Annotated in this window: 26 protein-coding genes, 1 tRNA gene and 1 other RNA gene; 10 read left to right on the top strand and 18 right to left on the bottom strand. The window is 70.6% G+C overall.

The genetic code is table 11. The features are described from left to right. Positions 1 to 176: 176 nt before the first annotated feature. The 5 genes from FHX52_RS02720 to FHX52_RS02705 all read right to left on the bottom strand — a co-directional run bounded on the left by FHX52_RS02720 (position 177) and on the right by FHX52_RS02705 (position 2,973). Positions 177 to 569, bottom strand: coding sequence for a tautomerase family protein (locus FHX52_RS02720; protein WP_141819689.1), 393 nt, complete (start codon positions 567 to 569; stop codon positions 177 to 179). A 336-nt stretch (positions 570 to 905) separates the two neighbouring features. Continuing rightward, positions 906 to 2,000 carry a transposase gene (locus FHX52_RS02715; RefSeq protein ID WP_141819687.1) on the bottom strand — a complete coding sequence of 365 codons (1,095 nt, stop codon included), beginning with the start codon at positions 1,998 to 2,000 and terminating at the stop codon, positions 906 to 908. A 32-nt stretch (positions 2,001 to 2,032) separates the two neighbouring features. Further along, positions 2,033 to 2,203 (bottom strand): hypothetical protein, encoded by a 171-nt coding sequence (locus FHX52_RS23705; protein ID WP_185747048.1) that lies wholly within the window; start codon positions 2,201 to 2,203, stop codon positions 2,033 to 2,035. A 217-nt stretch (positions 2,204 to 2,420) separates the two neighbouring features. After that, positions 2,421 to 2,831, bottom strand: coding sequence for a type II toxin-antitoxin system PemK/MazF family toxin (locus FHX52_RS02710; RefSeq protein ID WP_281287861.1), 411 nt, complete (start codon positions 2,829 to 2,831; stop codon positions 2,421 to 2,423). Next, entirely contained in the window at positions 2,740 to 2,973 is a 234-nt protein-coding gene (locus FHX52_RS02705) for a ribbon-helix-helix domain-containing protein (protein WP_141819684.1), read from the bottom strand. Before FHX52_RS02705 ends, FHX52_RS02710 begins: the two co-directional genes overlap by 92 nt. A 453-nt stretch (positions 2,974 to 3,426) precedes the next feature. On the opposite strand from FHX52_RS02705, the gene FHX52_RS02700 reads away from it, so the two are divergent. The 5 genes from FHX52_RS02700 (at position 3,427) to FHX52_RS02680 (ending at position 7,204) form a co-directional block, all read left to right on the top strand. Next, positions 3,427 to 4,437 carry a serine hydrolase domain-containing protein gene (locus FHX52_RS02700; protein WP_185747047.1) on the top strand — a complete coding sequence of 337 codons (1,011 nt, stop codon included), beginning with the start codon at positions 3,427 to 3,429 and terminating at the stop codon, positions 4,435 to 4,437. A gap of 322 nt (positions 4,438 to 4,759) precedes the next feature. Next, on the top strand, positions 4,760 to 5,680 hold the full coding sequence (locus tag FHX52_RS02695; protein WP_141819680.1) for a tyrosine-type recombinase/integrase: 921 nt from the start codon (positions 4,760 to 4,762) through the stop codon (positions 5,678 to 5,680). Between the two features lie 68 nt (positions 5,681 to 5,748). After that, positions 5,749 to 5,997: a ribbon-helix-helix protein, CopG family gene (locus FHX52_RS02690; RefSeq protein WP_030201809.1), complete on the top strand. Its 249-nt coding sequence runs from the start codon at positions 5,749 to 5,751 to the stop codon at positions 5,995 to 5,997. Further along, positions 5,994 to 6,236: a toxin gene (locus FHX52_RS02685; protein WP_141819678.1), complete on the top strand. Its 243-nt coding sequence runs from the start codon at positions 5,994 to 5,996 to the stop codon at positions 6,234 to 6,236. Before FHX52_RS02690 ends, FHX52_RS02685 begins: the two co-directional genes overlap by 4 nt. 305 nt (positions 6,237 to 6,541) lie before the next feature. Then, positions 6,542 to 7,204 (top strand): Type 1 glutamine amidotransferase-like domain-containing protein, encoded by a 663-nt coding sequence (locus tag FHX52_RS02680; protein ID WP_141819676.1) that lies wholly within the window; start codon positions 6,542 to 6,544, stop codon positions 7,202 to 7,204. Between the two features lie 299 nt (positions 7,205 to 7,503). On the opposite strand, the gene rnpB is transcribed toward FHX52_RS02680, so the two are convergent. The 3 genes from rnpB to FHX52_RS02660 all read right to left on the bottom strand — a co-directional run bounded on the left by rnpB (position 7,504) and on the right by FHX52_RS02660 (position 10,341). Next, positions 7,504 to 7,899, bottom strand: an RNA gene (gene rnpB, locus FHX52_RS02670) — RNase P RNA component class A. Positions 7,900 to 7,967: 68 nt separating this feature from the next. After that, on the bottom strand, positions 7,968 to 8,696 hold the full coding sequence (locus FHX52_RS02665) for a polyamine aminopropyltransferase (RefSeq protein ID WP_141819675.1): 729 nt from the start codon (positions 8,694 to 8,696) through the stop codon (positions 7,968 to 7,970). 4 nt (positions 8,697 to 8,700) lie between these two features. After that, on the bottom strand, positions 8,701 to 10,341 hold the full coding sequence (locus tag FHX52_RS02660) for a peptide chain release factor 3 (RefSeq protein ID WP_141819673.1): 1,641 nt from the start codon (positions 10,339 to 10,341) through the stop codon (positions 8,701 to 8,703). Between the two features lie 159 nt (positions 10,342 to 10,500). On the opposite strand from FHX52_RS02660, the gene ppc reads away from it, so the two are divergent. After that, on the top strand, positions 10,501 to 13,182 hold the full coding sequence (gene ppc / locus FHX52_RS02655; protein WP_141819671.1) for a phosphoenolpyruvate carboxylase: 2,682 nt from the start codon (positions 10,501 to 10,503) through the stop codon (positions 13,180 to 13,182). A 39-nt stretch (positions 13,183 to 13,221) separates the two neighbouring features. On the opposite strand, the gene FHX52_RS02650 is transcribed toward ppc, so the two are convergent. Continuing rightward, positions 13,222 to 14,391, bottom strand: coding sequence for an RtcB family protein (locus tag FHX52_RS02650; protein WP_141819669.1), 1,170 nt, complete (start codon positions 14,389 to 14,391; stop codon positions 13,222 to 13,224). Positions 14,392 to 14,541: 150 nt separating this feature from the next. Between FHX52_RS02650 and FHX52_RS02645 the strand changes: the two genes are divergently transcribed. Further along, the gene (locus tag FHX52_RS02645) at positions 14,542 to 15,348 is read left to right on the top strand and encodes a hypothetical protein (protein WP_141819667.1); all 807 of its coding nucleotides are present in this window, start codon (positions 14,542 to 14,544) and stop codon (positions 15,346 to 15,348) included. A 57-nt stretch (positions 15,349 to 15,405) separates the two neighbouring features. Here FHX52_RS02645 and FHX52_RS02640 read toward each other — a convergent pair whose 3' ends face one another. Continuing rightward, complete coding sequence (locus tag FHX52_RS02640) at positions 15,406 to 16,842, bottom strand: RNB domain-containing ribonuclease (RefSeq protein ID WP_141819665.1); 1,437 nt, start codon at positions 16,840 to 16,842, stop codon at positions 15,406 to 15,408. A 117-nt stretch (positions 16,843 to 16,959) separates the two neighbouring features. On the opposite strand from FHX52_RS02640, the gene FHX52_RS02635 reads away from it, so the two are divergent. The 3 genes from FHX52_RS02635 (at position 16,960) to FHX52_RS02625 (ending at position 19,942) form a co-directional block, all read left to right on the top strand. Beyond that, the gene (locus FHX52_RS02635) at positions 16,960 to 17,970 is read left to right on the top strand and encodes a polysaccharide deacetylase family protein (protein ID WP_185747046.1); all 1,011 of its coding nucleotides are present in this window, start codon (positions 16,960 to 16,962) and stop codon (positions 17,968 to 17,970) included. A gap of 86 nt (positions 17,971 to 18,056) precedes the next feature. Beyond that, a complete protein-coding gene (locus FHX52_RS02630) occupies positions 18,057 to 18,854 on the top strand; it encodes a YaaA family protein (protein WP_141819661.1) in 798 nt (265 codons plus the stop codon). Next, on the top strand, positions 18,851 to 19,942 hold the full coding sequence (locus FHX52_RS02625; protein WP_141819659.1) for an SLC13 family permease: 1,092 nt from the start codon (positions 18,851 to 18,853) through the stop codon (positions 19,940 to 19,942). The genes FHX52_RS02630 and FHX52_RS02625 overlap by 4 nt, the downstream gene beginning before the upstream one ends. Before the next feature lie 167 nt (positions 19,943 to 20,109). On the opposite strand, the gene FHX52_RS02620 is transcribed toward FHX52_RS02625, so the two are convergent. From FHX52_RS02620 to FHX52_RS02585, 8 genes are all read right to left on the bottom strand, one after another. Continuing rightward, positions 20,110 to 21,291 carry an O-succinylhomoserine sulfhydrylase gene (locus FHX52_RS02620; RefSeq protein WP_185747045.1) on the bottom strand — a complete coding sequence of 394 codons (1,182 nt, stop codon included), beginning with the start codon at positions 21,289 to 21,291 and terminating at the stop codon, positions 20,110 to 20,112. Further along, positions 21,288 to 21,701, bottom strand: coding sequence for a rhodanese-like domain-containing protein (locus FHX52_RS02615; protein WP_141819657.1), 414 nt, complete (start codon positions 21,699 to 21,701; stop codon positions 21,288 to 21,290). The genes FHX52_RS02620 and FHX52_RS02615 overlap by 4 nt, the downstream gene beginning before the upstream one ends. 25 nt (positions 21,702 to 21,726) lie before the next feature. Beyond that, the gene (locus FHX52_RS02610; protein ID WP_141819655.1) at positions 21,727 to 22,734 is read right to left on the bottom strand and encodes a reverse transcriptase-like protein; all 1,008 of its coding nucleotides are present in this window, start codon (positions 22,732 to 22,734) and stop codon (positions 21,727 to 21,729) included. After that, entirely contained in the window at positions 22,731 to 23,423 is a 693-nt protein-coding gene (locus tag FHX52_RS02605) for a zinc ribbon domain-containing protein (protein ID WP_425460099.1), read from the bottom strand. The genes FHX52_RS02610 and FHX52_RS02605 overlap by 4 nt, the downstream gene beginning before the upstream one ends. A 44-nt stretch (positions 23,424 to 23,467) precedes the next feature. Continuing rightward, positions 23,468 to 24,421: a Nif3-like dinuclear metal center hexameric protein gene (locus FHX52_RS02600; protein ID WP_141819652.1), complete on the bottom strand. Its 954-nt coding sequence runs from the start codon at positions 24,419 to 24,421 to the stop codon at positions 23,468 to 23,470. Position 24,422: 1 nt separating this feature from the next. Next, positions 24,423 to 24,495: transfer RNA gene (locus FHX52_RS02595), tRNA-Val, on the bottom strand. Positions 24,496 to 24,603: 108 nt separating this feature from the next. After that, entirely contained in the window at positions 24,604 to 25,065 is a 462-nt protein-coding gene (locus tag FHX52_RS02590) for a peroxiredoxin (RefSeq protein WP_141819650.1), read from the bottom strand. A 77-nt stretch (positions 25,066 to 25,142) separates the two neighbouring features. Further along, complete coding sequence (locus FHX52_RS02585) at positions 25,143 to 25,559, bottom strand: DUF3052 domain-containing protein (protein ID WP_141819648.1); 417 nt, start codon at positions 25,557 to 25,559, stop codon at positions 25,143 to 25,145. Between the last annotated feature and the right edge of the window lie 12 nt (positions 25,560 to 25,571).

Below are 25,571 nucleotides of genomic sequence, written 5' to 3'. Positions count from 1 at the left end.
CGGCGGTGCCCGGGCGGCGCAGTCCATGTGAGAGCCACACGATCATCGTGGGCAGCCGCGGATGAGAGCGACGAACCCGGGCACCTAAACCAGAGCCTGCGCAGGCACCGGTCCTAACGTCAATGAAACAAGTAGCCGCTCGTCGGACGTTCGCGCTGGCATGACGGACCTGATGCCTAGACGTTGATCTCGAAACCGAGGTCGTAGTCACTGGCCGCCACGCCGCCCGCGCCCCCGTTCTCGGGCGGGCCCTCGCGCAAGAGGATCGAGACATGCTCACGGGGGACTCCATGCTCGCCAAGCCGGTCCACGATCTCGCGGTACAGCTCTCGCTTGGCCGCGATAGAGCGCCCGGAGAAGCAGTCGATCGTGACGCGCACGTAGGTGTCTGACACGCCGTCGTGCAGCCCGTTGACCATAGCGTGTGGTGCGAACTCGGCCAGGCGGATGAAGCGGTCCTCGACCGGGATCTTGAACGCGGCGACGAGGGCGTCGTGGACGGCGTTCATCAGCTGGACCTGCTCTTCAGCCGTGTACGTGCGGCGAACCTCGATCAAGGTGCTCGGCATTCGGGGACCTTGCAAGCGGGCGGGAGCAGGGAAGCTCATGCTCTCACCAGTGACCTGCGCGCGGCGTCCCACCTTCCGCTCATCAGCGTGAGGTGTTTAGCGTCAAGGGCTGGGCGGGTGCCGGCGTCTCGTCGTCGGTCCCTGCATAGCTAATCGAGTTCGTGCTCGGCAGCGTGTGATCGGGTTGTGTCGACGACGGGACGGGGCGGCCTGCGATGAGCGACGAGATACCCCTGGGGTTCTCAATGCCGCGGAAGGCTCACCCCGCCCCAGCTCATGGGCGGTCAGCGCCTCGTGCTTGTGGCTTGGTCCTTGGGCTCTTCGTGCTGAATGTCTTTATGCGGCAGCGGTTCTCGCGTTCTCCTTCGACGTGGTGGTGCCATGGGCGGCGATGACCGGGTCCCACGCCCGCTGCTGGGTGACGACGGCGTACAGCTGACGCAGGATCGCACCGGCGACGGCCGTTTGGGCTTGGGTCGGGGTGAGCCGGTTGGTCTCGCGGCTGGTGAGGTGTCGGTAGCGGGCGGCGTACACCCGGTTCGTTTGCAGGCATCCCCACACCGCCCGCCAGGCCGCGACCCGCAGCTGCGGCCGTCCGGCGCCAGTGACCCGAGCCTTGCCGGTGAACGTGCCCGACTTGCGTTCCCGCGGCGCGAGCCCGGCGTGTTTGACCACGGCCCGCGCGGAGGTGAACCGGGTCAGGTCGCCGGTCTGGGCGAGGATCGCTGCGGCCCCGACCGGGGAGAGCCCGTCGATGCTGCTCACCAGCGGGGTGAGGCCAAGCTCGTCGAGCGCTGCGGTCATTCGGTCCTCGACGTTCGCGAGCTTGGCCCGCGCGTCGTCCCAGTCGGCCAGGGTCCACTCGATGCGTTCGAACACCGCGGGTCGGTGTGCGATCACGCCGGCGGTATCGGTCAGTGCCGCAAAGAGGCCTCGCGCGATCCGCAGGCACGACCGGATCCCGCCACGACGGGCCACCTCCGCGCGGACAGCCCGTTCGAACCGTGCCAGCCCGAGCCGTCGGGTCCGGTCCAGGTCACCGGCGTCACGACCGCGGCCCTGCCCGACGACGACGGTCAGGGCGGCGACCCACGTGGCCGATCGGAACGGCTGCTTCGCTGTCTCGAGCGCGGCGGGCCACACGCACTCGAGCAGGTCCCGGACGGTCTGCACGGCCGCGACGTGCTGCCCGAGCAGCTCCTCACGTCGGGACCCGAGGTGCCGCAACCGGGTCCAGGCTGCGTTCGCTTCGTCAACCGGTTCGGGCAGGTAGCAGCGCAGCTGCCCGGTCAGCCGGGCGATGAGCACGGCGTCCTTGTCGTCGGTCTTGTCCGTCGTGAGGTCCTCGCTTTTACGGGCCCAGGACGACGCCGCCGGCTGCACGCACACGAACGACATCCCGCGTTCGGCCGCGAGCTGCGCCAAGACCATCCACCGGTGCCCGGTCGGCTCACACGCCACCGTCACCCGGCGAAGCCCTTCGCCTCGGCTCGTTCCGCGGCCCAGTCCAGCGCCGACCCGAGGTCCCACGCCTTGCACCGGAACGTCCGCCGCGCCAGCACCTTCGAGTCGTGGTCGGTCACCACAAGCATCTGCTTGCGGTCGGCCAGGTCGATCCCCACGACCGCGTTCACGGTCGGGACCGCCGCCCGCAGCCTCGAGAGCCGAGCGTTGCGGTTGCGATCACCACGCGAAACGCCACTACCGTGAGACATGAACGTCCTCCTTCGATGCGATGGGACACCAAGCCCGACAAGCGCATCAGGAGGACGTTCCCAACGCCAGACCGAAGACGCTCAACGCCTTCCTATGCCGCTCGGAGGACGGGACGTCCGACATTGCCGCCGCGAGCTACTCGAGAAGTGGCACGTCGAGGTCGTATGACAGCACTACAGCTCGCGCCAACTGCCTTTCCTGTGCGGGGCTGAGATAGCCGACGGTACGCCCCAGCGCGCCCACCGGAACGGTGAGGACGTTGTCCAACGAGACCACGCAGTCGTGGTCCAGTCCGTTGCCGGGTCCCACCGCCACCTCGCTTGACAACCCCTTGATGGTGCCGGTGATGGGGGCCACGGTCACCTTGGTCATCGCACCCCGAGCAGCTTCCCGGGTCAGGACCAGCGCTGGTCGCGTCTTGTCGAGGCGGACCAAGCAGATCACTCGCACCCGGTCAGTCCTCGACCCGAATGTGGGTGCTGGTCCAGGCCACGAGCTCGTCAAGATCGTCCGCCGCGCCCTTGGCGCCAAGGATCCGCGCGTCATGCTCCGCGACCAGCCGGCGCATCTCCCGTTCCAGCGCCGACGTGACGAGGGCTGCCCTGCTCGGTGCCTCGCCCGCGGCCACAGCACGGTCGAGGAAGGCCACCATCTCGTCGGGCAGGCGGACCGCAATCTGGGTGCTCATGTAGACGAGGATACTCCATTGAATCCCAAAGTGGGATGCACGCTCATGCCGCTCGGAGGACGGGACGTCCGATCTTGCCGCTCGGAGGACGGGACGTCGGACATTGCCGCTCGGAGGACGGGACGTCCGACATTGCCGCTCACCGCGCGACCGGGCTTTTGAGCGTGCAGGTCCAGTCAGGGTCGTCCTGTGTGTCCCGGACGACAGACGGCGCTCACGTGGGTGAGGACACTTTGGAGTATGACCACCGGTAGGAAGGCAGCCTCCCTTCGCTGCACGATGCCTGACTCGGCCGGGGCGCGAAAAGTCCATCGCGTTCGGTGGTGGCGTGCCTGTGGGCTCGCCGCTTTGGCGTCGGTGCTGTTGCTTGCCGCTGGCTGTTCAGGCGGCTCCCCAGCGCAGCCCACGGCCACCTTGTCGCGGTGCCCTCTTGGGGAGGCCCAGCGTCAAGCGATGGGGGCGAAAGTCTCGGCCGTCCTGACCGAGCAGCTGGGCGTGCTGAGCGACTATTCGCTCCGCGAAGTCCGGGCCGTGCTGGTCCACGTCTGCGGTGTCCCCGTCCACGAGGAGTACCGGTCCTCGACGGCGCAGGAGACCCACAACGTCGCGTCGGTCACCAAGAGCGTCATCGGGACCTTGGTCGGGATCGCTCTGGCCGACGGTTCCCTGAAGAGCCTCGAGCAGACCTTGGGCGAGCTGCTTCCCGAGCACCGGGCGGTGATGAGTCCGGCGGTGGCGAGCATCAGGCTCCGTCAGCTGCTGACCATGACAGCGGGCCTGGACGCCGACCTACCCGACAGCTCGGTCGGGGCGTGGATCCAGAGCGACCACTTCGTCGAGGGCATCCTGCGGCAGGGTGTTGTTGGGAATCCCGGCACCTTCGCCTACTCCTCGGCGAGCTCGCACCTGCTGTCGGCCATTGTGGCCAGAGCCACCCACCGGTCCGTGCTGGACTATGCGACCGAGAAGCTGTTCGAGCCATTGGGCATCAAGATGACCGGCGCCGCGCAGCCTCTGCTGGTCAAGGCCTCGGCAGCGGCGTACGACAAGGCCCGCTTCGCTTGGCCCGTCGACCACCAAGGCATCAACTACGGAGCCGGCTGGCTGAAGCTGCGGCCCCAGGACATGGCCAAACTGGGACAGGTCTATCTCGACCACGGCACGTGGCAGGGCAAGCAGATCGTGCCGCAAAGCTGGGTGCAGGACGCCACCACCGGGCACGTGGACGTGGGAGCCCAAGGAGCAGACCGCTACGGCTACCAGTGGTGGGTCACCACTGCGGGCGGCCACCCCGCGTACGCAGCCCTCGGCTTCGGCGGGCAGCTCGTCGAAGTGGTCCCCGACAAGGCCCTTGTGGTCGTGTTCGCCACCCACGTGGACACCCTGGCCAGCGTCGCACAGGGACCTAGCCTGCACTTCTACCAAAACGTGGTGTCCGGCGCGCTGGTGCCAACGCTGCCATGATCAGCGCGGATGACGCGCTGGACCGCAGCTTGAACGCGACTGAGCCCAGTGCGACTGGTACCCCTATCCTCCGCGATGCGCAGGGGCGCAGGCGGAGGCGGGCGACCTCAGCCCTGCCATCGGGTCCCAAACCTAGTGGCGCACCGACGGCGGTCCCGCTGTGACGGTCGAAGGGCTCCCCCCGGAACCCCGCGGACCATGACCTCACCGGCCGCGAAGTCATCGTCGTCATCGACAGCAAGGGCACCCAACGCACTCATCTGCCGCGCATGGCGCGGTAGCGGACGTTTCCCCGAGTGTCGGAGCGGGGTCACGCTTGCAGATGAGCACCTACGAGAACGTCCTGATGCCAACGCCGCTCCCGACCGAGTCCGACACGCTCAGACGCGCTGTCGCGGCCTACCTGGCCCGGTTCAAGGGCCAGTCCCGGGTCCACACCGAGTCCGACCTGCGCGCCTTCCTGACCTGGTGCAGTAGCCACGGCCTGGACCCGCTGAGCGCGCAGCGACCCCACCTCGAGCTCTACATCCGCTGGATGCAGGAGACCCGCCGCTACAAGCCCTCCACCGTGAGCCGACGCATCGCCGTCGTCGCCGGGTTCTATTGGACCTGCGTCATCGACGCCGTCCTCGCACACTCACCGGCCGAGCACGTCCGCCGCCCGAACGTGCCCGCCGAGTCACCCACCCTCGCGCTGACCCACCTGCAGTTCGAAGCCATGCTCGCGAGTGGTCGCACCTCCAGCAACGTCAACGACTTCGCCCTCGTCGCGATGCTCGGCCTGCTCGGGCTGCGGATCTTCGAAGCCTGCGTTGCGAGCATCGCCGACCTCGGTGAGGAACACGGGCACCGCGTCCTGCGCGTCACCGGCAAAGGCGGCAAAGTCGTCCTCACGCCCCTTCCGCCGGCCGTCGCCCGCGCGATCGACCGCGCCGTTGATGGCCGAACCTCAGGCCCGATCCTGCGCACCAGCCGCGGTACCCGGATGGACCGCCACTGCGCCACCCGACGACTGCATCGCCTCGCCGAGGCCGGCGGCGTCCACGTCGCCCGCATGCACCCCCACATGCTGCGCCACACCTTCGTCACCACCATGCTCGACGCCGGCGTCGACCTCCGCGACGTCCAGATCGCTGCCAGACACGCCGACCCGCGCACGACGATGCGCTACGACCGAGCCCGCAAGAACCTCGACCGACACCCCAACTACATCCTCGCCGCATACATGGCCGCCGGCACTTAGAAGACTGATCCTGACAATGATCGGACGCGGCCTTCCCCGACGATCGGTTTTCGTTATACGATTTTGTCATGCCGGGTGATGACCAAGTGACGGACGAGCAGATCCAGAAGTGGGCGGACGAAGCCGAGGCTGGTTATGACGTCGAGCAGCTGAAGCGCCGCGGGCGAGGGCGCCCGGGGCGGGGGGCCGAACCAACGCAAGTCATCGCCGTGCGGCTTACCGCCGAGGAGATCGCGGCGCTCGATGACTACGCGGCGCGGGAGCACCTGTCGCGCTCCGAGGCGATCCGACGGGCCTTGGCCGGCTACGCCGCGTGAAGGTCCACCGCAGTGCACTCAAGCACGCGGTCCTGCCCGAGGACGCGGTCCACGCGGCCGACCTGTCGCTGTGGATCGAGCCCCTGGAGGAAGAGGAGTGGCCACGCCGCGAGCTGCGGCTCGGGTTCGACACTCAAGCGCGGCTCCTGGAGATCGTTGTGCTGATCTTCCAGAGTGGCGAGGAGATGGTCATCCACGCGATGCTGGCCCGGCGGCAGTACTGGGATCTTCTGCCCTGACGCAACGCGCGGATCTGCCGCGACGCTGGCGATTCCGCCGATGAGCGGACGTGCAGGAACTTTAAGGACTCCTGAGAAATGGCCATCCGTCCTGCCTCTGAGCGACGGCGACGGCTTGGGATCTGGTCGTCCTCGAAGACGCCGTCGCCAAGCCAAACCTGTGCGTTCCCATTCACCCAGGCGAGGATGTCTGTGTGTACGGTGTCAACACCCGTTGGCAACGGTCGACGAAGGTCAATACTCGTGGAGCCTCCCCCGGCCCGTCGGTTGCCACTCTGTCCCAGCTACGCCAAGGAGCCCCGACGATGAAGCTGCTTCTCACCTCGGGCGGCGTCAGGAACACCAGCATCCGCGATGCGCTCGTCGGCATGTTGGGCAAGCCGATCTCCGAGTGCGACGCGCTCTGCATCCCGACCGCGCAATGGGGGCATGCCATGTGCGGGCCGCGATCGGTGCACAGCTTCGTCAGTGGCGGAGATCCGGGTGACGCCATGACGTCGCTGGGGTGGAAGTCCGTGGGTGTCCTCGAGCTCACTGCCCTGCCCACCATCGGCACGGAGCGATGGGTTGAATGGATCCATGAGGCCGACGTTCTGCTCGTTGACGGCGGCGATGCCACGTACCTGTGCCACTGGCTTCGGCAGTCCGGCCTGGTCGACCACCTGTCCTCCCTGACCGATACGACCTGGGTCGGAGTGAGCGCCGGGAGCATGGTCATGGCACCCCGAATCGGTTCGGACTTCGTCAGCTGGCCTGCTGCCCGTGACGATCGGACCTTGGGGCTCGTGGAATTTGCGATCTTCCCTCACTTGAACGCGTTCCCGACGAACACCCTTGCGGACGCGGAGCGCTGGGCCGCTGAGATCGCCGGCCCGGCCTACGCCATCGACGAGCAGACCGCCATCAAGGTCGTCGGCGACTCTGTCGAGGTGGTTTCCGAAGGCGAGTGGCACACCTTCGGGCAGTAGCTCAACACGCGCACGCTCTTCTCGGTGCAGCAACCACGCCCCCGAGACAGCCTCTAGGGCCACCGCGCAGAGCGAGGCCCACGGACACACTCCCCGGAGTATCCGCTCGTCCAGATCGCCGCCAAGCCCGCCGACCCCCGCACCACCATGCGCTACGGCCGAGCCCGCAAGAACCTCGACCCCCACCCCAACTACATCCTCGTCGCCTACATGGCCTCCGGCACGTGACGACCCGAAGGACGTCGGCACCGGGCCCGTGCCGAATCCTGGTCCGACTGCCCGTGCATCCTCGGCGGGGGTGGATGAGTCGGCCGATACGCCGGGTTCTGTTCCTCGCCCCCGTTACCGGTGACGAGGCGACGGCCATCCATCTGGGCCGACCATTGCTGGCCGGCTCGAGCGTCCTACCCGCACACTCGACCGGGCCGGTCTCCTCGGCGCCCGAGGGCGCCGTGCATGCACTGTCTGGACTTGCTCCGGGTGGGGTTTACCGAGCCGCTCCAGTCACCTGGAACGCTGGTGGTCTCTTACACCACCGTTTCACCCTTACCGGCTGCCGAAGCGGCCGGCGGTCTGTTCTCTGTGGCACTGTCCCGCGGGTCACCCCGGGTGGCTGTTGGCCACCACCCTGCCCTGTGGAGCCCGGACGTTCCTCGGCAGGGCCGAGGCCCTGACGCGACCGTCTGGCCGACTCATCCGCCACCCAGCATAGAGCCCGTATGCCGTCCGCCCCGACCGCGGTCACCGCGCCGCAGGTGGTTCGTCAGTCCGGCACCTGCGCACCCCGCGTCGCGACGTAGACCGAGTTGGACGAGGTTCCGCCCGTCAGGGGGTTGGGGAAGGTGACGAGGTGGGCCGTGGCGGTGTCGAAGACCTCGGCGAGCAGCGCCGTGAAGGGCTCGTCCGGTGGGTCGTCCGACCACAGGGCGAAGACGCCGCCCGGATGGAGGCGCGCTGCCAGTTCGCGCAGTCCGTCGCCGGTGTAGAACGACGCGTGGCTCGGGTGCAGCACGTGGTGGGGCGTGTGGTCGATGTCGAGAAGCACGGCGTGGAATCGCGCCGGCGCATCGGGGCCGAACCCTGTGGACCCGCGCGACAACGCGAAGAAGTCGCCCTCGACGAGCACGGTGCGGGGGTCGGTCGTCAGTTCCGCCGTGTCGGGCAGCAGCTGCCGGCGGTGCCACGAGATGACCGGCGCCAGTGCCTCGACGACGGTCACCGACCGTACGCGGTCGTCCTCGAGGGCGGCGGCAGCCGTGTAGCCGAGACCGAGACCACCGACGAGCACGTCAAGAGCCGCACCGCCCACGGCCGCGAGCCCCAGTCGGGCCAGCTCGATCTCCGCCACGGTGAAGAGGCTCGACATGAGGAACTCGTCGCCGAGCTTCACCTCGTAGACGTCGACCTGCAGTGTCGGCTCGAGTCTGCGGCGCAGGCTGATCGTGCCGAGCGACGTGTGCTGCCAGTCGATCTCCTCGAGACGCTTGCTCACGGGATCAGCCGAAGACGGGGCTGAGGGCCCCTGCCGGGAGGTCGCGCTCGACCGACGCCATGCGCCACTTGTCGGCGAAGACCGCCAGGTGCACGCCGTCGGCGCGGGTGAGCGCCTCGGCTCCCCCACGGTTCTCCAGCTGGGGCAGCGCAGCCGGTATGACCGCCCGCGCGACGGAGTAGGGCAGCTGCTCGAGCCGGATGGGCGAGCCGAACTCGTGCTCCATCCGGTGCTTCGCGACGTCGAACTGCATGGGGCCGACGGCGGCGAGCACCGGCGCCTGCGCGCCACGCCGGTCGGAGTGCAGCACCTGCACGACGCCCTCCTCCCCCAGCTGCTCGATGCCACGGCGGAACTGCTTCTGCTTGCCGCTGACCGCGGCCCGGGCCACGGCGAAGTGCTCGGGAGCGAAGAGCGGGATCCGCGGGAAGGCGACCTTCTCCTCGGCGAAGAGCGTGTCACCGACGCGCAGCGCGTTCGCGTTGACGAGCCCGATGACGTCGCCGGGGAAGGCCTCGTCGAGAGTCGACCGGTCGCGTCCGAAGACGCTCTGCGCATACTTCGTCGCGAAGGGACGCCCCGTGTCGGCATGGGTGACGACCATGCCGCGGGTGAAGTGGCCGGAGCACACGCGCACGAAGGCGAGCCGGTCGCGGTGGGCCTTGTCCATGCCCGCCTGGATCTTGAAGACGAACCCGGAGAAGGGGGCCGAGACCGCACGCGCACCGCCGGACGCGTCGGCGCGCGCACCCGGCGCGGGCGCCAGCGCTACGAGGGTGTCGAGCAGCTGGCGCACGCCGAAGTTCAGCACCGCCGAGCCGAAGAGGACCGGCGTCGCAGCACCGGACAGGAAGAGCTCGAGGTCGAAGCCGTGACCGGAGGCGTTCAGGAGGTCGTACTCCTCCTCCGCCTGGGTGAAGACCTCACCCACGGTCGCCCGGGCCTCCTCGGCGGACCACCGCGTGGCGATGGCCTCGGTCGCGCCACCGGGAGTGCGGGTGAACTCGACGAAATCGCCTGTGGCACAGTCGAGCACACCACGGAAGTCGCCGGCCACCCCGACCGGCCAGGTCAGCGGCATGGGGTGCAGGTCGAGACGCGTCGTCAGCTCGTCCATGATCGCGAGCGCATCGAGACCGGGGCGGTCCCACTTGTTGACGACCGTGATGACGGGGACGCCACGGGCACGGCATACCTCGAAGAGCTTGTGCGTCTGCGGCTCGATGCCCTTGGCGGCGTCGACGAGCATGACGGCCGCGTCCACGGCAGCGAGGACGCGGTAGGTGTCCTCCGAGAAGTCGGCGTGCCCGGGGGTGTCGAGCAGGTTGATCACCGTCTCGGCGTAGGCGAACTGAAGCACCGCGGACGTGATGGAGATGCCGCGGTCGCGCTCCATCTCCATCCAGTCGGACACGACCCCACGACGGTTGCCCTTGCCGTGCACGGCGCCCGCCTCGCCGATGGCGTGGGCATGCAGCGCCAGCGCCTCGGTCAGCGTCGACTTGCCCGCGTCGGGGTGCGAGATGACGGCGAAGGTGCGGCGCCGGGCCGCCTGCTCGGCAACCTCCGGGGAGGCATTGCCCCCGGTGGCGGTGTGGCGGGTGGTCTCGAGGTCGCGCTCGGTAGGCGACGCGGTCGTGTGCATGGTCCTCCAGTGATCGGGTCGAGTCTCCCATCGCTGGGCCCGATCCACGGCATCGGCGCCCACCCACGCGGAGCGCGCAGCGGGTCCTGTCAGGTGTGCCCGCCCCAGCGTCGGGCACAACGCCTGACGCCACCCAAGCAGCGCCCCTAGGGTTGGACCGTGACTCCGAGCACCGAAGACACCCGCCTTGATGCCGACGTCCAGCTGCTCACGCGCCTGCTCTACGAAACCGTCGAGAGACACGACAGCGCCGAGGTCGTCACGCAGATGCAGGACGTCGAGCGGTGGGCGTCGGCGGCACACGCCTCGGGCTCCCCGGCCGACGACGCACGCATCACCCAGGCCCTCAGCGCCCTGGACCCGGATCGCAGCGCCAAGCTGGCGCGCGCCTTCACCGTCTACTTCCACCTCATCAACGTCGCCGAGCAGGTGCACCGGCTCGACGAGTCCGCCCTGCACGACGGGGCCTCCCTCGCCGACACGATGGACGCGGTGCGCGCGGCCGGTCTCGACACCGCCGACCTCTCCCGGACCGTCGAACAGGTGGAGGTGCGCCCCGTGTTCACCGCGCACCCGACCGAGGCCTCCCGCAGGTCGGTCCTCACCAAGATCCGTCAGGTCGCCGACCTCCTCGAGGAGCGGGCCGACCCCCGGTCGCAGCCGGGCGACGGCGCACGGGTCGAGCGGCGGTTGGCCGAGGTCATCGAGCGGCTCTGGCAGACCGACGAGCTGCGCGTCGACCGGCCCCGCGTCATCGAAGAGGCCCGATCGGCCCTCTTCTACCTCGAGGAGCTCGCCGACCAGGTGCTCCCGGAGGTCGTCGACGAGCTCGCGGCGGGTCTCGCCGGGCTCGGGGTCGACCTCTCCCCCACGGCGGTGCCAGTGCGGCTCGGCTCCTGGGTGGGCGGCGACCGCGACGGCAACCCCCTCGTCACCCCTGCCGTCACGGAGGAGGTGCTCCTCCAGCAGACGAGGACCGCGCTGAGGGTGCTCGAACGCAACCTCCAGGCGCTCCAGGTGGAGATGTCGGAGTCCTCCCGCGTCGTCCCGCCGAGCGACGAGGTGCTCGCCCTCACCGAGGGCGCGCAGACCGAGGAGCCCTACCGCGCGGCCCTGCAGACCATGCTCGACCGGCTGGCCGCCACCTCCGGTCGACTGCTCGACGGTCAGCACAGCGAGCGCTCCTACGCCGACGCCGACGAGCTCCTCGCCGACCTCGCCACGATCCACCGCTCGCTCGTCGACCACCGGGGGGAGCTGACCGCTCGCGGCCCGGTCTCCCGCGTCATGCGCACGGTGTCGCTCATCGGCTTCCACCTCGCGGTCCTCGACATCCGCGAGCACGCGGCGCACCACCACACGACGCTCGCGCAGCTCTACGACCTCGTCGGGCAGGACCCCGCCTACGCGACGCTCAGCCCCCAGGAGCGCACCGACCTGCTCGCCCGCGAGCTCGCTGAACCCCGGCCGCTGCTCAGCCCCACGACCCGGCTCGAGGGCGTGCCGGAGCGCACGATGGAGACCTTCCACACGGTGCGCCGCGCCCTCGACCGCGACCCGGGCGCCATCGAGTCCTACATCGTCTCGATGAGCGAGGACGTCGACGACGTGCTCGCCGCCGCGGTCCTCGCCCGCCAGGCCGGACTCGTCGATGTCAACGCAGGCGTCGCCCGCATCGGCTTCGTACCCCTGCTCGAGACCCCCTCCTCGCTCGCCATCGCCGGTGACTTCCTCGACCGGCTCCTCTCGTGCGCCCCCTACCGCGAGCTCGTACGCCTCCGTGGTGACAGCCAGGAGGTCATGCTCGGCTACTCCGACTCGTCCAAGCTCGGCGGCATCACCGTCTCGCGCTGGGGCCTGCACCGCGCCCAGCGCGAGCTCGTCGAGGTCGCTCGCACGCACGGGGTGAGCCTCGTGATGTTCCATGGCCGCGGAGGCAGCGTCGGACGAGGCGGAGGCCCGACCCACGAGGCCATCGTCGCCCAGCCGGCTGGCACCGTCAGCGGGCGGATCAAGTTCACCGAGCAGGGCGAGGTCATCTCCGACAAGTACCTCGTGCGCTCCCTCGCCCACCACAACATGGAGCTGTCGCTCGCGGCGACCCTGCGAGCGGCGACCCTGCGCCGCGAGGCGCAGAACACCATCGAGGTCCGTCGACGGTGGGACAGCCTCATGGACGTCATCTCGGAGGCGTCGCACGCGGCATACCTCGACCTCGTCGGCGACGAGGCGTTCCCCGAGTACTTCCGCCAGTCGACCCCCGTCGACGAGCTCGCCGACCTCAACCTCGGCTCGCGGCCCGCGCGCCGAGGTGGCGGGGGCCGGCTCGAGGACCTCCGCGCCATCCCCTGGGTCTTCGGGTGGACGCAGTCGCGCCAGCTCATCCCCGGCTGGTTCGGGGTCGGCTCGGGCCTCGCCGCCGCCATCGACGCCGGCTACTCCGACCAGCTCGAGGAGGCGGTCCGGCGGTGGCGCTTCCTGCGGATGTTCCTCTCCAACGTGGAGATGACACTGAGCAAGACCGACCTCGCGATCAGCCGGCGCTACGTCGAGCAGCTCGTCGACCCCTCGCTCCAGCGGTTCTTCGGGGCCGTGACCGACGAGCACACCCGCACCGTCCAGCACCTGCTGGCCGTCACCGGCAAGGACGCGCTGCTCTCCGACGAGCCGGTGCTGCGGCGCACCTTCGCGGTGCGCCACGGCCGGCTCCACGCGGTGCACGAGCTGCAGATCGCGCTGCTCCAGCGCACCCGCTCAGGCCAGGCCGCCGACCCCGAGCTGCGCCGCGCCCTGCTCCTGACGATGAACGGCATCGCCGCCGGGCTGCGCAACACCGGCTGACGCGCCTGCGTCAGCCGGTGCCCCGTTCTCGGACCCGCGTCAGTCGCCCTTGACGTTGACGATCTGCCGCAGCGTGTGACGGACCTCGACGAGCTCGGCCGCGTCGAGCATGACCTGGTCGATGTCCTTGTAGGCCATCGGGATCTCGTCGATGAAGGCGTCAGTGTCGCGGTACTCGATGCCGGCCATCGACGCACGCAGCTGCTCCCGCGTGAACAGCCGCCGAGCCGCCGACCTCGAGTGCGCCCGACCTGCGCCGTGCGGCGACGAGTGCAGGCCGACCGGGTTGCCCCGACCCGTGACGACGTAGGACGCCGTGCCCATCGACCCGGGCACGAGACCCGCCTCACCCTTGCGTGCAGAGATGGCGCCCTTGCGCGAGAGCCACACCTGCTTGCCGAAGTGCTTCTCCTGCTCGGTGTAGTTGTGGTGGCAGTTGATCTCCTCGTGCCGCTCCACGTCCGCGCCGACCCACTGCTCGAAGGCCGTGACCACCCGGTCCATCATCTCCTCGCGGTTGAGCAGGGCGAAGTGCTGCGCCCACCGCATCTGGCGGATGTAGGCCCAGAACTCGTCGGTGCCCTCCACGAGGTAGGCAAGGTCCTTGTGCGGCAACGGAATCCACCACCGCTCATTGAGCCGCTGGGCGACCTTGATGTGGTGCTGGGCGATCTTGTTGCCGACCCCGCGCGACCCCGAGTGGAGGAACAGCCAGACCCGCTCGAGCTCGTCGACCGTCACCTCGATGAAGTGGTTGCCCGATCCCAGCGTCCCCAGCTGCAGCCGCCAGTTCCCCGCGTATGCCGCCGGGTCGAAGTCCGCCTCTGCCGCTCGGCTCTCGAGGTCGACCACCCGCTCGACCGTGTGGTCGAGCGTGACGGTGGTGTTGTAGACCCCGGCCGACAACGGCACCGCACGCTCGATCGACTCCCTCAGCGGGGCGGCATACCCCGGCAGCTCCTGCCGCGTGAACTGGGTGCGGACCGCGATCATGCCGCAGCCGATGTCGACACCGACCGCCGCGGGCATGATGGCACCGAGGGCCGGGATGACCGACCCGACGGTCGCACCCAGACCGAGGTGCGCGTCAGGCATGAGCGCCACGTGCGGGTGGATGAACGGCATCGTCGCCGTCGTCTCCGCCTGGGCGGGTGTCGCGGGCTCGAGGATCGACGCCCAGCTGATGAGCGTCGACGAGATCTTCTCCATGATTCCTTCCTCTGGTGGTGGGACTGCGACCCTAGGCGCCGCCCGCACGGCCTCGCACCGGGATTTGTGCGCGCGGCTCGCACGCGCGGAACCATCTCGGGGCGCCGTTCGCTGGGGAGTCGGACGACGATCGCAACCGATGCCAGGACCATGACGCACCAGACGACACCTGACCAGAACCCGACGAAGACCAGAGCAAAGGTGCTCGATCTCTCCCTCACCCAGCTGCTCGGCGGCTCCGCGGCCGCCGCGACGGCGGCAGCCCTCGGCTCACGCCTCGGCGTCGTCGGCACCATCGCCGGCGCGGCCGTGCTGAGCCTCATCTCGGCCGTGGCGGCCAGCCTCTACACGGCGTCGATGACTCGTGCGCGCGATGCCGTCGTGCTCGTGCGGTCGCGCCGCGGTGACCTCGAGGAGGTGCCCCTGTATGCGGTGGAGCCACCCGAAATCGACACCGACGTGGCCGTCGGGCCGGCTGCTGACCCGCACCCACCCCGCTCCCCCGCGTGGTGGCGTCGCGTCGACCGGGCGTCGACGCGACGCGTGCTCGTCACGACCGGCGCCCTCTTCGCCATCGCCGCGGCCTTTCTCACCGGCCTCCAGCTCGCGACCGGCGCGCAGGTCACCGGCACCTCCATCGGCGGGCGGGTGTCGGCGGCCTCGGGCGCGGACACCTCCACGGACCGCTCCGGAGGCGCCGTCACCTCCCCCACGAACGGCGCGACGGGCACCCCGACCGTGCCGGGTGCGGGCGCGACGGGTGGGGCGAGCGCATCGGCGGGCGCAGCCCAGACCGGGCAGGCCACCGACGGGTCCGCCACCACGGGGGCCACGTCCGGTGCATCCCCGACCACGGCTCCGGCCACCACCCAGACGGCGCCGGCGTCGAGCGGCAGCCCAGCGGGCGGCATACCGACGGGGGGCGCGACGCCCTCAGCCACGGCGACGAGCCCCTGAGTCGAGCCGCTGGGACGAGCCCTGGACGCGGGGGCACCCGCGCTCGAGGACCCGGCGTCAGACGACGGAGAGCGTGATCGAGCCCGTCGACACGTCGGCGGCGTCGACCCGCACCTTCACCGAGTCACCCGGCCGGGCGGTGCCGCTGGCCTTGGCCACGACGGCGAAGTCGATGAGCTGCACGACGACGCCCTTGCCGTTCTCGTCGACGACGACGGCAGGAAGCGTGTCGCCGACGAGCGGCACGAGCTCGGCCGCCTCGACAGCGTCGGTGCACGCGCGCTCGACGCCGTTCGTGCGCCGGTCGGAGGCGGCCATGATCTCGGGCAGCGACGGCAGCGCCTCACGTACCCAAGCAGGCACCTCCGTGCCCGACGAGAGCGCCTCGCACACGACGAGACCGAAGCGGTCGACGAGCCGTCGCAGCGGCGCCGTGACGTGCGCATACGGGTTCGCGACCGCGGCATGGATCGGCCGCTCCGGCACGTCGCCCTCGAACGGCGTGTAGCCGGCGCCACGGAAGAGCGTCGTCGCCTCGTGGATGAGGGCGAGGTGACGCGGGTTCGAGTGGTCGAGCGTCCGCAGGAACTCGCCGTAGGCGAGGCCGTCTGGCCACGGCACCCCGGCCGCGGCCGCCTGGCGACGGAAGCGCTTGAGGTCACGCGGGTCGGGCGGCGGCATGGTGCGCAGGATGCCGACCTTGCCCTTGAGCATCAGGTCGGCCGCGCCCATGCCGGTGAGCAGCGAGATCTGGGCGTTCCAGTCCTCCGAGGCGAGGAGCGGTCGGAAGGAGATGCGAAAGCCGCCGTGGCCGTCCTCCTCGACCTCCTGCTCCGGCATCGGCAGCGTCGCGCCACCGCGCTCGCGCTCGAGCAGCACGCGCTTCTCGCCGACCTCCTTGAGCAGCACGAGGCACTCGTCGGCGCTGCCGTCGTCGACGGCACGCTGCACCTGCTCGTAGTCGTAGCGGCGCACGCTGCGCACCATGGCGCGGTAGACCTCGACAGCGATGCCCTCGCCGTCGGCCGCGAGGCGCATGTCCCACACGAAGGCCGGCCGCACCTGGTCGGGCAGCAGGCTCGCGGCGCCCTCGCTGAGCTCGCTCGGGTGCAGCTGGACCCGCTCGTCGGGGCAGTAGACCGTCTGCCCGCGGCGGCGCGCCTCCGCGTCGACGGCGCCGCCGGCGCGCACGAAGGCGGGCACGTCGGCGATGGCGTAGCGCACCCGGTAGCCCGCGCCGTCGCGGTCGATCGACATCGCCTGGTCGAGGTCCTTCGACGTCGGCGGGTCGATCGTGATGAACGGCACCGCGGTCTCGTCGCGCTGCGGCAGGTCGGCCTCGGCCGCCGCGCGCTGCGCCTCCGCGATGACCTCGGGCGGGAAGCTGTCGGCAACCTCGAACTCGCGGCGCACCGCCTCGAACCGGTCGAGCAGGGCCTGAGAGGTGTCGCTCGGCTCCGTCGCCGGGCGGAACACGATGTGTCGCTGCGCCATGGCGATCACCCTACGCACCGCACGTCGTCCAAAAGCGGGACGCACTCGCCGAACCCGGCCACAATGCGAGCAAGGCAACCACGACGAGCACGACGACCACGGCGACAGGGGACGGTCATGCGACGGTGCATCAGGACGCTCATCGCGGGCGCTGCGGCCGGGCTCCTCGTGCCCGTCGTCGCGCTGTCGGCGCCGGCGCAGGCAGCGCCGAGCGTGCGGGTCACGGGCCCGGGCTACGACTCCCCCGGCTCGACCGTCGCCGTCGTCGTCACGACGAGCTCACGGCCGAGCGGCTACGCCCTGAGCTTCCGGGTCTCGGTCGGCGGGGTCGCCGGGGTCTGCAACGGTGGGCAGTGGAAGCACGGCACGGCGTGGTCGCAACGCTGCTGGGTGACGTTGCCGGCGCGCACCGGCACCTGGAGCATCTCCGGTCGCGCGATCTTCACCCGTTCCGGCTATGCGACGCAGTACTCGGCCTACGGCTACAAGTCCATCGCGACCAAGGGCTACGCATCGGCCCCGGTGAGCGCAGCCACGCGTGACAGCATCGAGCGGTGCTGGAACACGAGCTCGCGGGTGCAGCTGACCTTCGACGATGGCAACGTCGGGTGGACCAACCTCAACTCGATGCTGGCCACGCTCAAGGCGTACAACGTGCGCGGGCGCTTCCTGCCGACCGGTGAGTGGGCCGCCGCCAACCCGTCGAAGATGGCGGCCATCCGCAACGCCGGCCACCTGCTGGGCAACCACACCTACTCGCACCCCGCCCTCTCAAGCCTCTCCAGCTCGTCGGTCCGGTGGCAGATCAGCCACGGCGTGGGCGCCACCTCCTCGCCGAAGCTCATCCGTCCTCCCTACGGCGCCGGCGCCTACTCTCAGCGCGTCACCACCGACGCCGCAGCGCTCGGTTACCGCGTGTGCCACTGGACGACGGACACCTCCGACTACGCCGGGGTCTCGGCCACGACGATCATCAACAAGGTCCTCTACGGCGACGCCGTCACCGCGCCCGCCCGTGCCGGTGGGGTCGTGCTCATGCACATGTCGGGAGCGAACACCCCGAGTGCCCTGCCCGGGCTCATCCGCGGCCTGCGCGCCAAGGGGCTGTCGCTCGAGCCGCTGCGCTGAGCAGCCCCGCGGCTGCGGGTCGGGCCGTCCGTCCAGCAACCCGGACCCGCGGACCTCGGGCCGGCGGGTCGACCTAGGCTGACCCCGTGCTGATCCTGCTTCCCCCGTCCGAGGGCAAGACCCCCGCGCGACGAGGACGCCCGCTCGACCTCACGACGCTCTCCTTCCCCGACCTGAACCCGCTGCGCGAGTCCGTCGTCGACGCAGTGGCCGCCGTCAGCGCGCAGCCCGGAGCCACCGAGGTGCTGGGGGTCAGCGCCGGGCTCGTCGACCAGGTGCTGCGCAACGTCGACCTGCGCACCGCGCCGACCGCCGCTGCGGTTCAGGTCTACAGCGGGGTGCTCTACCAGGCGCTCGACCACGCCTCGCTCGACGCCGCCTCGAAGCGGCGCGCCAACCGCAGCATCGTCGTCATCTCCGCGATGTTCGGGGCGCTGCGTCTCACCGACCGGGTGCCGGCCTACCGGGTGCACGTGAGCGCCCGGGTGCCGGGGGTCGGGGTGCTCGACCGGGAGTGGCGTGGTCTGCTGGCCGGGGCGCTCGACGCCGCCGTCAAGCCGCGCGAGCTGGTCGTCGACTGCCGGTCGACGACGTATGCCGCCATGTGGCGTCCCACGGCCGAGCGCGCCGAGCGGTGGGTGCACGTCACCGTGCCGGGCGCGTCGCACAACGCCAAGCACACACGAGGTCTCGTCACCCGCGAGCTCGTGCAGGCCGAGGCGCCTCGCAGTCCCGCCGCCCTGGCGGAGCGACTGTCCGCGCACTTCGACGTCGAGCTGACGGCTCCCCCTCGGGCCGGTCGGCCGTGGACCCTCGCCGTGCAGGAGCAGCGCCCGGGCCTGCGGGGCGTGAGTACCGATGAGGCGCAGCAGGGCGTGCGGTGACCGACCTTGCGGTCCTCGCGGATCGGGTCCTGCCCGTCCTGGCCTTCCTCATCGCCATCACCGTCGTCGCCGAGATCTGCGACCTCGCGGGAGTCTTCGACGAAGCCGCACACCTCGCCGCTCGTGCTGCGCGCGGCCGGGTCGTCGTGCTGTGGCTGCTCGTCGTCGTACTCGCCTGCGTGAGCACGATCCTGCTCAGTCTCGACACGACAGCGGTGCTGCTCACCCCCGTGGCGGTCACCGTGGCAACTCAGGTGGGAGTGCCGCCGCTCGCCTTTGCAATGACCACCCTGTGGCTGGCCAACACGGCATCGCTGCTGCTACCGGTCTCGAACCTCACGAATCTGCTTGCGCTGCACCACTTCACAGCACTAGGTCTGTCGGTCAACGAGTACGTCGCCCTCATGTGGCCACCGGCTCTCGTCGCTATCCTCCTCACGGTCATCGTGCTGTGGCTGCTCCACCGGCGCGACCTGCGCGGCCGCTACGAGAAGCCGCCGAAGGCCGAGCCGCACGACCGCACCCTCATGGTCGTCTCGGCGGTCGTCGCAGCGCTGCTCGCACCCGCCTTCGTCTCCGGCATCACGCCGGCGTGGCCGGCCATCGCGGCAGCGCTCGTCCTGCTCGCCGTCACGGCCCTGCGCGCCCCGACGCTGCTGAAGCGCATCAGCGTGCCCTGGAAGGCGGCGCTCGGCGTCGCCGTGCTCTTCGTCGTCGTCGACCTCGCTCTCGGAGCGGGGCTCGGCCCGTGGCTGACGGAGGTCGTCGGTGGCGGCACGACCGCCGCCGACCTGCTGCGCCTCAGCTCGACCGGGGCTGTTTCCGCCAACGCCATCAACAACCTCCCCGCCTACCTCGCGCTCGAGGTGACCGCCGAGCACTCCCCCGTTCGCCTCGCTGCGCTGCTCGTCGGGGTCAACGCCGGACCGCTCGTCACGGTCTGGGGCTCGCTCGCGACGATCCTCTGGGCCCAGCGGTGCCGGGCCGCCGGGGTGACGGTCTCGTGGCGCCGGCTCGGCGCCACCGGCCTGACCTGCGCCGTGGTCGTTGTCACGGGTGCCACGCTCGCCCTGGCCCTCACCGCCTGAGCGAGGATCGAGCGACCAGGTTTGGCCTCTCGACTCGGTCCGGGCGACCAAGAGTGGCCTCTCGACTCGGTCCGGGCGACCAGGAGTGGCCTCTCGACTCGGTCCGGGCGACCAGGAGTGGCCTCTCGACTGAGTCTGGGCGACCAGGTGTGGCCTCTCGACTTGTTTCAGGCGAGGGCTCGGGTGAGGTCGTCGATGAGGTCGCGCACGTCCTCGAGGCCGATCGAGACCCGCAGCACGCCGTCGGTGATGCCGACCGCAGCCCGCGCCTCGGGCGCCAGTCTGCGGTGAGTCGTCGTCGCCGGGTGGGTGATGAGCGACTTCGAGTCGCCGAGGTTGTTGGAGATGTCGATGACCTCGAGCGCGTTCATCAGCGCGAAGGCCTCGTCCTTGCCGCCGTCGAGCTCGAACGTCACGACCGTGCCGGCCGCGAGCATCTGCCGCTTCGCGAGCTCGTGCTGGGGGTGCGAGGGCAGGAAGGGGTGCACGACCTTGGCGACCTTGGGGTGCGACTCGAGGAAGCGCGCCACCTCGAGGGCGCTCGCCGCCATCCGCTCGACCCGGAGCGACATCGTCTCGAGCCCCTTGACGAGCACCCAGGCGTTGAAGGGCGACATCGACGGGCCCGTGTGACGCATGAGGTTCTGCACCGGGCCGTCGATGAACTCCTTGGGCCCGAGCACCGCACCGCCGAGCACGCGGCCCTGGCCGTCGATGTGCTTCGTGGCCGAGTAGACGACGATGTCGGCGCCGTGCTCGAAGGGCTTGGAGAAGACCGGGGTGCCGAAGACGTTGTCGACGACGACCTTGGCGCCCGCCGCGTGGGCGAGCTCGCTCACGGCGGCGATGTCGACGAGCTCCTGCATCGGGTTGCTCGGGGTCTCGAAGAAGACGGCGGTCGTCGGCTCGGAGAGCGCCTCGCGCCACTGGTCGAGGTCGGTGCCGTCGACGAAGACGCTCTCGACACCCCACCGCGGGAGGATCTCGTCGAGGATGACGAAGCAGGAGCCGAAGAGGGCGCGCGACGACACGACGCGGTCGCCCTTGCCGAGCAGCGCGGCGAGCGCGACGAAGACGGCCGACATGCCGGAGCCGGTCGCGAAGCACGCCTCGGCCCCGTCGAGCTGGCGCAGCCGCTCCTCGAACATCGTGACGGTGGGGTTGCCGTAGCGGGAGTAGACGAAGCGGTCGACGTCGCCCTTGAAGGCCGCCTCCGCCTCCTCCGCGGTCTCGTAGACGAAGCCGGAGGTGAGGTAGATGGCCTCCGCCGTTTCCTCGAAACCACTGCGCGACAAGCCTGCTCGCACTGCGAGGGTGTCGGGCCGCCACTGCTGCACGTCGTCGCTCATCCCTGCACCCACGGCAGGCCCGCGACCTTCCAGCCCGCCACGGTGCGGTGGTGCTTGGCGTCGTGCGGGCCCTCGAACCCCTCGAGCACGTTGAGCGACCGCGACCATCCGGCGGCTGTGGCAGCCTCGGCGGCCGCGACGGACCGCACGCCGGAGCGGCAGAGGAAGTAGACGGTCGCAGAACGGTCCACACCGGCGCCCTCGAGCTCCGCGACGAAGTCGGGGTTGATCGCGCCGGTGGGGTAGGTCTGCCACTCGACCCGCACGATGTCCTTGCCCAGACCGCGCAGGTCGGGCAGCCCGACGTAGGACCACTCGGCGGCCGTGCGCACGTCGACGAGGACGGCGGCGGGGTCGTCGGAGAGGGCCTCCCAGGCCTCGGCGGGTGTCACGTCACCGGCATAGCTCATGCAAGCGAATATCGCACAGCGTCCGTCAGGCGAGATGCTCGGTCCGATTGGTGAAAGCGACCGCGGACGACCCGTCCTCCCAGACCTCGACCGCGGTCAGGCTGCCGGGCGCCGTCGCGATGGCCCAGAAGCGTGGCCCTGGAGTCTCGAGCACGTCGGTCAGCACCGAGAGCACGCCGCGACGGCTCGTCACGGCAACGACCGTGCCGCCGCGCGCCGCGAGCGAGCGGTATGCCGTGCGCACCGTCTCGTCGGCGTCCTCACCGGGTGCCCGGCCGGCCCACAGGCCCGACACGGTCGGCTCGGCGCCCACCTCGGCGCCGACCGCCCGCGCGACCTCGAGCGCCAGGGGCTCGTCGCACGTGACGACCTCAGCGCCGGACCCCACGAGGCGGAGCACGGCGCCCACGACCAGGGGCACTGCGGCCTCGACGAGCGGCACCTGCACGAGCAGCAGTCGCAGGGGCTTGTGGTGGGCGACGACGTCTGCGCGCTCCTGGGAGCCCGGCGAGACCGCCGAGTCCGCCTGTGCTGCAGCATCATTCGCGTCGACGTCGTGCAGGACCCGGTGGATCGACTTGCCGTCCATCGCGTCGTTGCTCAGCGCGTCCGCGGCCTTGTTCTTCTCACGCGGGATCCACTCGAACGACACGGACCCTCCCGCGTCACCGATCTCGGCACACAGGTCGCGCGCCTCGAGCGCGAGGCGACGCATGTCCTCGTGCTTGATCTTCCAGCGGCCCGACATCTGCTCGACGACGAGCTTGGAGTCCATGCGCGCCACGACATCGGCAGATGGGTCGAGGTCGACGACGGCACGCAGGCCGGCGAGGAGCCCGGAGTACTCGGCGACGTTGTTGCTCTGCTTGCCGAGCGGCTCGGCCATCTCGATGAGCACGCGCCCGCTCGCGGGGTCGCGCACGAGGGCGCCGTAGCCCGCGACCCCGGGGTTGCCGCGCGACCCGCCGTCTGCCTCGATGACGAGGCGACGACGGCTGCCCGGCTGCTTCGCGCGTGTCGTCGCAGGGCTCACAGACCGGACTCGGCGGTGCGGATCATGATGCGGCGGCACTCCTCGCACCGCACGACCTCGTCCTGCGCGGCAGAGCGGATGCGCGAGAGGTCGACGTTGTTTAGCTCGAGCCGGCAGCCGCCGCAGCGACGGTGCTTCAGCTCGGCCGCAGCGAGACCCCCGCTGCTCGCGCGGATCTTCTCGTAGAGGGCGGCGAGCTCCTCGCCGATGCCGGCGACGATGTCGGCGCGGCCGGAGCCGACCTTGGCCTCCTCGGCCGCGAGGTCGGCGAGAGCCGCGTCGCGCTCCGACTCGAGCGCGGCGAGCCGTGCCGCGAGCTGCTCACGGTCGGCGTCGAGCTGCACGACTCGCGCGTCGAGGGTCTCGGAGCGCTCCATCACCTCGAGCTCGAGGTCCTCGAGCTCGGACTGGCGGCGGGCGAGCGAGGCCAGCTCGTGCTGGAGGGCCTGGAGGTCCTTCGCGCTGCCCTGCCCGGCGTCGAGCCGGGACTGGTTGCGAGCCGCCCGGTCACGCACGAGCTGGACGTCCTGCTCGGACTTGGCGACCTCGCGGCGTACGTCGCCGGCGGTCGTGCGGGCGTTGACGATGTCGGTGTCGAGGGCCGAGAGCTCGCGACGGGCCGCCTCGATCGCGGGCAGCTGCGGCAGGTGGGTCCGAGCGTGCGCGATCTGGTCGAGGCGCGTGTCGATCGCCTGCAGGTCGAGCAGGCGCCACTGACGGGACGGATCGGCTTTCAGGACACACCTCCGGGCTCGGGCCGGGCGCGGTTGGCTCCGGCGACGAAGGTCCAGGGCTCGGTTCGGAGTCCGGACAGTCTGCCCTCGACCCTAGTCGGTTCAGCGCCGGCGGACGGCCCCTCCCCCGCGTCCTCCCCGAGCGTGGCCAGCAGCTGCTTGCGTGCGGTGGCGAGCCAGAGCGACTCCATGGCCCAGTGCCCCGCGTCGATGATGAAGGGCGTGCCGTCGCGGGCCTCCTCGCGGGCCTCGAGGACGGGGTGGTGGCGCAGGTCCGCAGTGACGTAGACGTCGGCCCCGCTGGCCCGGGCCGCGTCGAACTGGTCGTCGCCCGAGCCGCCCATGACGGCGACGGTGCGCACGGTCGCGGCCGGCGGTCCGCTCACCCGCACACCCCCCGCCGTCGCGGGCAGGGCGTCGACGAGCAGGTCTGCGAAGTCGGCCAGCGACAGGGGCTCGGCGAGCACGCCGACCCGCCCGGCGGCATACCCCCCGAGGTCGCTGAGCGGGCGTTGCTCCGTCAGCCCGAGGGCGTCGGCGATGACCGTGGACACGCCGGGGTCGGCGACGTCGGCGTTGGTGTGGGCGACGTAGAGCGCGCACCCGGCGCGCACGAGACCGGTCACCGACGCCCCCTTGGCGCTCGTCGTCGCCACCGAGTGCACCCCACGCAGCAGGAGCGGATGGTGCGTGACGAGCAGGTCGGCACCCCAGTCGCGAGCCTCCTCGATGACCGCGAGGGTCGGGTCGAGCGCGAAGAGGATGCGGCGCACCGGCTGGTCGAGCTCGCCCGTGACGAGACCGACCCGGTCCCACTCGGCCGCGCTCGACACGGGCCACAGCCGCTCGAGGGCACCGACGATGTCACGGAGCGTGAGGTCCGGCGCCCGGCCGGTGTCGCGGCCCGTCTCAGGGCCGGTCCCGGGGTCGGCGTCGTCGTCGTGGTGGTGCACGTGGGCCCGGCCGGGCTCGAACCGACGACACCCGCGGTGTAAACGCGGTGCTCTACCAACTGAGCTACAGGCCCCTGGGGCGCGCGGTCAGCCCACCCGGCGGCCATTGTGTCAGCCCGCGCCGCGCTCCGGGCCCTCTCCCGCCGACTGGGTCGCACCGAGCCGGAGGTGAGCCGGCTGGGTCAGTCCGTCGCCTGCTGCTCGCGCAGGCCCGCGAGCGCCACGCGGTATGCCGTGAAGTCGCGTCCCTGCCCGATGCCGAGCACCTCGGACCAGACGAGCCGACCGTCGCGGTCGAGCAGGAAGGTGCCACGCAGGGCGTAGCCCTCCTCCTCGTCGAAGACGCCGTAGCGGCGGGCGACCTCGCCGTGGGGCCAGAAGTCGGAGAGCAACGGGAAGAAGTGGCCCTCCGCGTCGGCCCAGGCGCGCAGGGTGTACATCGAGTCGCACGAGACCGCGAACACCTGGATGTCGTCGGTCTGGAAGTCCTCGAGCCCGTCGCGGATCGCCCGCAGCTCACCGCGGCAGATGCCGGAGAACGCCGCCGGGTAGAAGACGACGACCGCGTTGCGCCTGCCCCGCGCCGACGAGAGGCTCACGTCGACGCCGTACTGGTCGACGAGGGTGAAGTCGGGCGCGGGCACGCCGACCGCGAGCGACCCTCCCGGCGATGCCGTCGCTGGCGACTCGATCCCCGGCGGTGGCGCCGTCGCCGCCCCGTTCAACGGCGCGGCCCCTTCGGCGGCATGAGGCGGCTCGCAGCCCACTCCGACGCCACGTTGACCTGGCCACCGGTCGTCAGGCCCGCCGTCGAGGCGGCCTCCTCGACGTCACTCGCCTGGACGTGACCGGGGCGACCGGCCTTGGGCGTCAACAGCACGACGTAGCCCTGGTCGAAGAGCTTCGTCAGGGCGTCGACGAGCAGGTCGACGAGATCCTCGTCGCCGTCGCGATACCAGACGATGACACCGTCGGCGCCGTCTTTGAACTCCTCGTCCTCGAGCTCACTACCGATGACGTCCTCGATGCCGAACCGCAGGTCGTCGTCGACGTCGTCGTCATAGCCGAACTCCTGGACGGTCTGCCCTGGGGCAAACCCGAGCTTGCTGAGGGACGCCGCTCCCGCGGTCGCGCTCACTGTCACCGATCC

The sequence above is a fragment of the Humibacillus xanthopallidus genome, from assembly GCF_006717145.1.
GTDB lineage: Bacteria > Actinomycetota > Actinomycetes > Actinomycetales > Dermatophilaceae > Humibacillus > Humibacillus xanthopallidus.
Note: the sequence above shows the minus strand (reverse complement) of the source record. Positions and strands in the feature narration are given on the sequence as shown.